The 8,115-nt window shown below is 43.4% G+C and carries 6 protein-coding genes; 3 read left to right on the forward strand and 3 right to left on the reverse strand.

All coding sequences use genetic code 11. The features are described 5' to 3' along the window. Positions 1-133 precede the first annotated feature (133 nt). From HMPREF9074_RS06505 to tpx, 3 genes are all read right to left on the reverse strand, one after another. Entirely contained in the window at positions 134-910 is a 777-nt protein-coding gene (locus HMPREF9074_RS06505; RefSeq protein WP_034540048.1) for a GIN domain-containing protein, read from the reverse strand. 21 nt (positions 911-931) lie between these two features. After that, a complete protein-coding gene (locus HMPREF9074_RS06510) occupies positions 932-3,370 on the reverse strand; it encodes an FtsK/SpoIIIE family DNA translocase (protein WP_009391871.1) in 2,439 nt (812 codons plus the stop codon). 135 nt (positions 3,371-3,505) lie between these two features. Next, positions 3,506-4,003 carry a thiol peroxidase gene (tpx, locus tag HMPREF9074_RS06515; protein ID WP_009391872.1) on the reverse strand — a complete coding sequence of 166 codons (498 nt, stop codon included), beginning with the start codon at positions 4,001-4,003 and terminating at the stop codon, positions 3,506-3,508. 384 nt (positions 4,004-4,387) lie between these two features. Here tpx and HMPREF9074_RS06520 point away from each other — a divergent pair, with 384 nt between their 5' ends. The 3 genes from HMPREF9074_RS06520 (at position 4,388) to HMPREF9074_RS06530 (ending at position 7,915) form a co-directional block, all read left to right on the forward strand. After that, positions 4,388-5,722, forward strand: a complete 1,335-nt coding sequence (locus HMPREF9074_RS06520) for a TolC family protein (protein WP_009391874.1) — start codon at positions 4,388-4,390, stop codon at positions 5,720-5,722. A gap of 216 nt (positions 5,723-5,938) precedes the next feature. Continuing rightward, positions 5,939-7,168, forward strand: coding sequence for an efflux RND transporter periplasmic adaptor subunit (locus HMPREF9074_RS06525; protein WP_009391875.1), 1,230 nt, complete (start codon positions 5,939-5,941; stop codon positions 7,166-7,168). Then, positions 7,169-7,915, forward strand: coding sequence for an ABC transporter ATP-binding protein (locus HMPREF9074_RS06530; protein ID WP_009391876.1), 747 nt, complete (start codon positions 7,169-7,171; stop codon positions 7,913-7,915). The last annotated feature ends 200 nt before the right edge of the window (positions 7,916-8,115 follow it).

The following is an 8,115-nucleotide window of genomic DNA, read 5'->3' on the forward strand; positions in this document are numbered from 1 at the left end:
CCCATTGCTATCATTTGCCCTTTATTATCACACAAAAAAATGCTATTTGTGGTTACGGATTTTTTTCTTGCTTAATAGCCTGTAGATTCTCCTTTTTGCCGACAACGTGTATGACTACCATCCAATTCTTGTGTCATTCTTTTTCTTCTTTTATAATTTTAACCATTGGGCTGGGTTCTATACGGCTAATAGCATTTCCTTTGTATCGCAATTCGAAAATGCCATTAGTTTTGCCTTGTATAGTGCCGTTAATATATAATTTAGCTTTTAGTATTGATGAGTTGTCAAAAGTAGCGTCTTGTATTTTCAAATCGTATGCTTCTATATTAGCTATTCCGTTTGATACAAAAGTGGCATTTTCAGCTTTTCCACTAATAGCTAAACCACTAAGAGAGCCTGCCTCGAAAGTAAGGTTTTTGCAGTTAAGTTTTAAATCTCCTTTTCGGCAGCTACTTATTTTAAGGTCTAACTCCTGAATATTTAAATCTAAATTGAGCTCTGAAACATAATCGAGTTTTATTTTGTATGAAGCAAGTTTTATAGGTTCGTCAGAAGAGAGTTTGCCCATTTTCATTTGTAACTCTTCAGTTCCTTTTACAGGTATTTTAACTGTGATACCCCCTGTTTGCACCATATTTACCCCTTTAGGCAGCTTTAAAGCTACTTTTAAAGTGCCTTCTTCTACTGTTGTTTTGATAATGGGGTGAATAGCATTATCAGCATCAATGTAGATATGGTCGTTCTTTTCATTTACGAGTGCTACATCTAACATCTCGTCAATAGCTATTTTAGTATATTTAGCAACGCTTATTTTTTGCGTACTTCTCTCACCCGATGCCTCAAATACATTCTGGGCACTCAGTACAGTGCTTATAAGTATAAAACCTATTGATAAAATAATGTTTTTCATTGTAATTATTGTTTATTGTTATTATTCACCTCCTAATAATCTATCTAGGCTAACAATGTCTTGCACAAGCACTTGGCGGGCTTTACTGCCCTCAAAGGGGCCTACAATACCTGCATACTCTAATTGGTCGATGAGGCGACCTGCACGATTGTAACCTAATTTGAGCTTGCGCTGCAAGAGTGATGCCGAACCTTGTTGCGCGTTTACCACTATCTCGGCAGCTTCGCGGAACATTGAGTCGCGCTCTGAGGGGTCGAAGTCTGATAGGTCAGTAGGCTCGCTATCAGGGCCTACGTACTCAGGTAGCAAATAAGCATTGGCATAAGCGCGCTGCGCCCCTATATACTCGGTGATGCGCTTCACCTCTGGAGTATCTATAAAAGCACATTGTATGCGTACCGGTTCATTACCTTGCGAGTAGAGCATATCACCACGCCCTATCAGCTGCTCGGCACCCGAACCGTCTAAGATAGTTTTAGAGTCGATTTTTTGCGCTACCTTAAAGGCAATACGCGCCGGGAAGTTAGCCTTGATAACCCCTGTGATAACGTTTACCGAAGGGCGCTGTGTAGCGATAATCAAGTGGATACCAATAGCACGCGCCAGCTGCGCAATACGGGCTATAGGCAATTCGACTTCTTTGCCTGCCGTCATTATCAGGTCAGCAAACTCATCGACCACCAATACGATGTAAGGCAAGAAGCGGTGCCCCTCATTAGGATTCAGCTGTCGGGCTTTAAACTTAGTGTTATACTCTTTGATGTTGCGTACTTGAGCGTTTTTCAGCAGCTCGTAGCGGTTATCCATCTCTATACACAATGAGTTCAAAGTATTCACCACTTTCTTAGTGTCGGTGATGATAGCGTCTTCGCTATCAGGCAATTTAGCGAGGTAATGGCGCTCAATAGTCTCGAATATCGAAAGTTCTACCTTTTTAGGGTCAACCAATACAAATTTCACCTCAGCAGGGTGTTTTTTGTAAAGCAGAGAGGTAAGTACCACGTTTATACCTACCGATTTACCTTGCCCTGTAGCACCCGCCATCAGTAGGTGAGGCATTTTAGCAAGGTCGGTGATGAAAGGTTCATTGCTAATAGTTTTACCAAAGGCTATAGGCAATTCCATTTCAGCATTTTGGAATTTCTGAGCCGTAATCATCGTGCGCATATAGACGGTAGTCGGTTTTTTATTAGGTACCTCAATACCTATGGTACCCTTACCAGGGATTGGTGCGATGATACGAATGCCAAGGGCTGCTAATGACAGCGCTATATCGTCTTCCAAACGCTTAATTTGGGCTATGCGCGTACCTGCTACCGGTACTATTTCGTACAGGGTAACGGTAGGGCCTACGGTAGCTTTGATTTTAGAGATTTCAATCTTATAATCGGCTAAAGTTTTGATAATCTTATCGTTATTCTCTTTTAGCTCTTCTTCGTTGATGATGATGCTTTTATCTTTGGGCTCGTCTAAAAGTTCTACGGTAGGGAAACGGTAGTCGCTTAGGTCTAAACGAGGGTCGTATTCGCCATAGTTTTGCACCAGTTGCTGCGCCAACTCTTCAGGGTCTACCATAGCTGGCGGTACCGTAGGGGTGATAGTAAAGGCGGGCTCTTCTTCTTTTGTATTGGTAATTTCGAGCGGACTTTCAGGGTGTAATGGCGGTATCTCTCTTTGGTGGGTGAAAGGGTCTACAGGCGTGTTTTCGCCTTGCGGGATAATAATTTCTAATGGCTTATTGTCAGCCTCTTCAGGTGCTTCGTCTTCCTCCTCTTCTTCGGTTTGTACTTCAGAAGTTACTTCGCTAACAACGGGTTTTTCTTCCTCTTCGGGGATAGCTTGTTTAACTTTATCGGCGATACCCTTGCTGAAGTCAATTACTCTTTCGGGGGTAAGTTGCCATTTGAAGACCGCGTATAGCAGAGCCCCTAAGATTAGCAGTAGCACGGTGCCTATCTTGCCCAAATAGTCTTGCAGCCATTGGTTGAGTTCGTAGCCTGCCGCCCCTGCAAGTACGGTAGCTTTGCCAGAGAAAAAGCCAAAAGCAGTAGATACATACACCATTTGCAACGTGCCCCAATACCAGCGGTTTAGCAGTGGCATTTTGATATTGAGCAGCACTTTAAGTCCGGTGATGAGTATCAGCCAAAAGGCTATAATACAAGCGACTCCAAACCCTTTGTATATGAGTATATGACCGAGGTAAGCCCCTATCTTGCTCATCCAGTTTTCGGCTACCTCATCGCGTGCGCTAAGGTCAGACCAAATACTTTGGTCGGTTTGCCACGAAAAGAAGAAAGAAAAGTAGGTGAAAAGCAGAAAGAACGCCAGAAATATTAAGAAAAGCCCCACAGCAATACGGCGCTGTCTGACCTTTGCGGCATTGTTTTTCTTAGGTTTTTTGTCGTCTTTTTTATCTTCTTTTTTATCGTCGGTTTGTTGCTGCTTCTTTTTAGCCATTTTTTTGTTATCAGTTAGGGGGCAAAGGTACAAATAATTTGTCAAATTGCCAATTCTGAAAAAAAAAGAGGTAACAAGTTTTACCCCACTTGTTACCTCTTTTGCACTTATGAAAAATTTACTACAAACTAAGCCTTATTTGATGGCTTCTAACGCTTTGGCATAGTTAGGCTCTTCGGTAGTTTCGGCTACTTGTTCGGTATAAACTACCTTGCCGTTTTCGTCAACCACTACCACACTGCGCGATAGCAATCCTTTAAGAGGAGAATCGGTGAAAGCAATAGGATAATGTTGCTCAAAACCCCCTCTGAAATCAGAAAGCATCACGAGGTTATCAATACCCTCAGCCGCGCAAAAACGCGTAAGAGCAAAAGGCAAGTCCTTAGAAATGCAAAGGATAGCCACATTGTTTAGCTTTGAAGCCTCAACGTGAAACTTGCGCACAGAGGCTGCACATACGCCTGTATCAACACTAGGGAAGATGTTTAAGATTACTTTCTTGCCTTTGAAGTCAGAAAGTTTTACCTCAGCCAAGTCGTTTTTAACAGCTGAAAAGTCAGGGGCTACGGTGCCCACTTTAGGAAGGTCGCCTGCTGTGTGAGCAGGTTCGTTATGAAATGTAATGTTTGCCATACAAAAAACTCTTTTTTTTATGTTGCTTATAAGCCCGCAAAAATAATGCCAAGTGGGTGATTTGTCAATTTGTCGATTTGTCAATTTGTCGATTTGTCGATTTGGTGATTTGCCAATTTGTTGATGGGGAAGAGTATATTTTTCTGGTTTTTTACCTATTATTAGATGTTTGTACTTCTGTAAATATTTGGTCTTCCTATATCATTCCTATATTGTTTGTATATCGTTTGTGTAGGGTAAAAGGCTACAGAAAAAATTGCTAAATTAGCAAATTGTCAAATCGACAAATTGCCCTTTTCGTCTATAAAATTGGGCTTTTGGTCGATATTTTTTTGTGGGTATACCTCTTTTTCCTTAGTTTTGTACCAAGAAAATGTGAATCTTATGAAAAAGAATTTTTATATACTATCAATGTGTTTGCTGCCTTTAGGGGTATGGGCGCAATCTAAACAGTGGTCGCTGACAGATTGTATTAACTATGCCGTGCAGCATAACATCAGCGTAAAGAAAACTGAACTCAACCAGCAGACCGCTGAAATTAACCTCAGTCAAGCGAAAGATAACCGCCTGCCTACCGTGAGTGGTTCGGCATCGGCAAACCTTAATAACGGTTCGGCAATTAACCAGATTTCTAACGAACGGGTGTCGCGCCGTACTTTTTCTAACAACTTTGGGGTATCGGCTTCTATGCCGCTGTATCAGGGCAATAAACTCAATTTGCAAATAGACCGTAGTCAGCTGCTATTAGAGCAGAACGAATTGTACGTGCAAGAGGCGAAGAACAACATTACCCTGAGTGTGCTGGAAGCCTATCTGCAAGCCCTCTACAGCTATGAGGGGATAGCGGTAGCCAAAAACGCAGCGCGCTCGTCGGCTGAAGAACTTAAGCAAGCGCAAACTAAGTTCGCCAACGGTTCGATAGCTAAGCTTAGTTTGGCAGAGATAGAAACGCGCAACGCTAATAATGAGTACGCTATCATTCAGGCTGAAAACCAATATGCTAAGCGCGTGCTTACCCTTAAACAGCTTTTAGAGCTTCCCCCTAATAGCGATTTTGCTATTGCTCTAGACCTGCAAGAAGATGACTATGTGGCGATTATCCCTAACAAAGACGAGGTGTTTGCACAAGCTAAACAGGCTCTTCCTAACCTGAAAATCTATCAATCGCAACAAAAGATAGCCGAAAAGGACATCAAGATAGCCAAAGCAGGAGCGTTGCCCTCTGTTAGCTTGCAGGCAGGAGTGAATACAGGGTATTCTAACCTCAATAGCCTGAGTTATGCTACTCAGTTAGATAGTAATTTTGGTCAGACGATAGGGGCATCGCTTAATATCCCTATCTTTTCGCAAAACAAGAACAAGAATAATGTGAAGTTAGCAAAACTCACTCAGCAGCAGTCCGTTTTGGAAGAGCAACAAGCTGAAAAAGACCTTTATGCTAAGATAGAAACCGCTTGGCAGAATGCCACCACGCACCAAGCACAACAGGCGGCCTCGCGTACGGCTCGCGACAATGCCAAATTAGCTTACGATTTGGCAGTGAAGAAACACGAGTTTGGCGGGCTTACTAATACGGAGCTTTTAGTAAGTGAGAATGCTTACCTAACCGCCGAACAAACGTATTTGCAAAACAAATATATGTTGGCACTGTATGTGCAGCTGCTGAAGTTTTATATGGGGGTCCTCCCCCTAGCCCCCTCCCAAGGAGGGGGGATGTAGCGACGCAAAAGCGACAATGTTCTGCTAACAACTATGAGAATAAAACATCCCCCCTCACATACTCCGCTGTGAGGGTAAAACATCCCCCTATGCACATACTCCGCTGCGCCAGCTCGCGGACTTCCTTCAAAGGGGGAGACGCGACGCAAAAGCGACAACGTTCTGCTAACGACTAATGACTAACGACTAATAACTAGAAACTAACAACTAAATACGATGAAAAAGAAAATCAAAAAAATCATTATTATTGCGCTACTGGCTGTAGTGGCTTTTGTGGGCTATCAGTTTTTTATGAAAGAAAAACCAACGCCTATTATATTGCAAACCGATGAGGTTACCCAAGGTGATGTCACTACCGAAGTAACCGCTACGGGGAGTGTACAACCGGTAGACGAGGTGGAAGTAGGTACCCAAGTATCGGGCTTGGTGAGCAAAATATATGTGGATTATAACAGCCAAGTGAAGAAAGGTCAGCTGTTGGCCGAGCTCGACAAGACCAATCTGCAAGAAAACGTTATCAACGCTACGGCTAACTATAATTCTGCCCTTAACGAACTGAATTACTATCAGCAAAATTACGATCGGCAAAAGAAAATGTATAATGCCCAAGTGATTAGTCAGCAGGATTATGAGCAAGCATTGTATCAGCTTAACAATGCGAAAGCCAGTGTAGCTCAACGCCTTACAACCCTCAATCAGGCGAAAACTAACTTAGGTTATGCCAATATCTATTCGCCTATCGATGGGATTATCCTTAGCAAAGAGGTAGAAGAAGGGCAAACGGTAGCCGCTTCGATGAGTGCACCTACGCTCTTCAAAATAGCCAAAGACATCAAGCGTATGCAGGTAGAGGTGAATGTAGACGAAGCCGATATAGGGCAAGTGAAAGTAGGACAGCGCGTGAGCTTTACCGTAGATGCTTATCCTCAGGAGGAGTTCGTAGGGCGTGTGACCCAAGTGCGCTTATCGCCTACCACCTCATCAAACGTGGTGACTTATACAGTGATAGTAGAGGCAGAAAACCCCGATGAAAAGCTAAAACCAGGGCTTACCGCGACCATCGCTATTTATACTAATGAGCTAAAAGGCGTAACCATAGTGCCTGCTAAGGCTATCAATTTTACGCCTGATACCGATGTGTTACTGCAGTATTACGCCCAAAAGGGTATTACTGCTGAAGCTCCTAAAGTACAACACGGTAGAAGAAAGAACAAATACGTGTGGGTAGTGAACGCTGACGGCACTCTCGCTCAGAAAGCCGTAACCATAGGCAGCAACGACGGTATCAACGTGCAGATAGTAAGCGGACTCAACGTTGGTGAGAAAGTAGCCACCAGCTTGCAGGGCAACACGCCGCAAGTAGCAGGGGGCGACAGTAAGAGCAGCGATAGCAGCAGTCCGTTTATGCCAAAACGCCCTAAAAGAAACAATTCAAAAGCTAAATAAATGAAAAAAGCCATTATAGACATACGTGATATGAAGCGCAACTTCTTGATGGGCAACGAGATGGTACACGCCCTGAAAGGCATCAACCTGACCATCAGAGAAGGCGAGTTCGTAACCATTATGGGGCCTAGTGGGTCGGGCAAATCGACTTTGCTGAACATATTAGGTTGCTTAGACCGTCCCTCTTCTGGCGATTACATTTTGGACGGCATCTCGGTGAAAGATATGAGCAAGAATGATTTGGCGCATATACGCAACACCAAGATAGGTTTTATCTTTCAGTCGTACAACCTATTAGCCCGTACCTCGGCTATTGAGAATGTAGAGCTCCCGCTGATGTACAACCCCAAAGTATCAGCCAAAGAACGCCGCGAGCGCGCTATAGAAGCCCTCATAAGTGTAGGGTTAGAAAGCCGACTCAACCATTTGCCCAGCGAACTATCGGGCGGACAGCAGCAACGGGTAGCCATTGCGCGTTCGTTAGTCAATAACCCTGTAATCCTCCTTGCTGATGAGGCTACCGGTAACCTTGATACTAAAACCTCATACGAGGTAATGGAGCTTTTCCAACGGCTGAATGACCAAGGTAGCACCATAGGCTTCGTAACCCACGAAGACGATATTGCCCAATTTAGCAAACGCACGGTAGTGCTGAAAGATGGGCATATCATCAGTGATAAGGAAGTGACTGATAGGCTGAATGCGAAGGAACAGCTGGCGCAATTGAGAAATACGAGTGAGGAATAACGGTGGGGCTCTGGTAAAGTTGAAAAGAAATTAGTATCTTTGCCGAAAAAATAGTTTATATGAAACAGTTATTTATTCTATTCTTCCTCCTTACGACCAATGCCTTTGCACAAGGGCCTTTTGGAGATTATGCCGTAGTAAAAGACAAAGACGGCTATGTAAACATTCGCGCTAAAGAAAACGTAAAAAGCAAAATTGTA

This window comes from Capnocytophaga sp. oral taxon 329 str. F0087 (assembly GCF_000213295.2).
GTDB lineage: Bacteria > Bacteroidota > Bacteroidia > Flavobacteriales > Flavobacteriaceae > Capnocytophaga > Capnocytophaga leadbetteri_A.

Excerpts from the sequence above, each read along its gene's own strand:
- tpx (WP_009391872.1), bottom strand. The coding sequence starts at position 4,003 with ATGGCAAACATTACATTTCATAACGAACCTGCTCACACAGCAGGCGAC.
- HMPREF9074_RS06505 (WP_034540048.1), bottom strand. The coding sequence starts at position 910 with ATGAAAAACATTATTTTATCAATAGGTTTTATACTTATAAGCACTGTA.
- HMPREF9074_RS06510 (WP_009391871.1), bottom strand. The coding sequence starts at position 3,370 with ATGGCTAAAAAGAAGCAGCAACAAACCGACGATAAAAAAGAAGATAAA.
- HMPREF9074_RS06530 (WP_009391876.1), top strand. The coding sequence starts at position 7,169 with ATGAAAAAAGCCATTATAGACATACGTGATATGAAGCGCAACTTCTTG.
- HMPREF9074_RS06520 (WP_009391874.1), top strand. The coding sequence starts at position 4,388 with ATGAAAAAGAATTTTTATATACTATCAATGTGTTTGCTGCCTTTAGGG.
- HMPREF9074_RS06525 (WP_009391875.1), top strand. The coding sequence starts at position 5,939 with ATGAAAAAGAAAATCAAAAAAATCATTATTATTGCGCTACTGGCTGTA.